This window comes from Mesorhizobium sp. M7A.F.Ca.MR.176.00.0.0 (assembly GCF_004023165.1).
Classification (GTDB): Bacteria; Pseudomonadota; Alphaproteobacteria; order Rhizobiales; family Rhizobiaceae; genus Mesorhizobium.
On record NZ_RZTC01000298.1, the window covers coordinates 1 to 864 of the forward strand.

Sequence of the window (864 nt, forward strand, 5' to 3'; positions counted from 1 at the left end):
GCAGAGGGCCTTGCACGCCGGTGGGACGGCGGCCGGCGGAACTGGTGCGACTGACGCATCAGCAGCGTGAATCGGTCGGCAGGGATCGATTCAGGAAAGTCGTTGGACGGCGCTTCCGAAGGGAGCGAGAGTCGCGCCATGTCGAGCAAGGAAACGGGACCCGTGCATCTGCGCCGCATCGACCCGACACAAAACATGCGGCGCTTCTATGTGCTGGCGATCCAGCCAACGCTGTTCGGAGGCGCTTCGGTCATCCGCAACTGGGGCCGCATCGGAACGAACGGCCAGTCGATGGTGCAGACATTCGATCAGTCGGAAGAGGCGGACAGCGCACTGGTCCGCCTCGAGCGGAGCAAGAGGCGAAGGGGCTACCGCGATGCCCAGCCGCCGGAAGCCTGAGGACTATTTGCGCCCATTTGGCAGCACATGCCGTGAACCACGCGATCGAGCCCGAAGCGGACCAAGCCGTTCGGGCAAGATTAGATCAATGCTTGCGTCGGTTACTTGAGTTCCGCCTTTAAATCCAGCAAGGCAGTTACCGCTGCTCTCGAGAATTTCGGGACGGCGAGAACGAAATTGCTGCTGATGAACTGGTCGGCCGCCCCAAATTCCGGCAGTTCTCGCAATTCATCATCCGCTATGGCAGATCGAAGCGCATTGCCGATCTGCAGGGAATCGACAAACCGGAACGGTCGGTTGTGAAGCGACCCGACAGATGGAGCAATCGCGCAGGGCACGCCTCTTGCCATTTGCAGCTCGGCGATGAACCAGCAAGCGTCGAAGAGTCCGGCTTCACGCTTCGGCCAGTCCGGAGCTGACAGGATTTGCTCGAGAGTCTCCCTGAGTTCGGGTGCGCAGGGCAAT

2 protein-coding genes are annotated in these 864 nt (G+C 61.0%); one reads left to right on the plus strand and one right to left on the minus strand.

Going from position 1 to position 864, the window contains the following annotated elements:
• Positions 1-138 precede the first annotated feature (138 nt).
• The gene (locus tag EOB59_RS34955) at positions 139-399 is read left to right on the plus strand and encodes a WGR domain-containing protein (protein ID WP_095482585.1); all 261 of its coding nucleotides are present in this window, start codon (positions 139-141) and stop codon (positions 397-399) included.
• A 101-nt stretch (positions 400-500) separates the two neighbouring features.
• On the opposite strand, the gene EOB59_RS34960 is transcribed toward EOB59_RS34955, so the two are convergent.
• Positions 501-864 (minus strand): hypothetical protein (locus tag EOB59_RS34960; protein ID WP_245486896.1); only part of this gene is annotated, 364 nt, incomplete at its 5' end.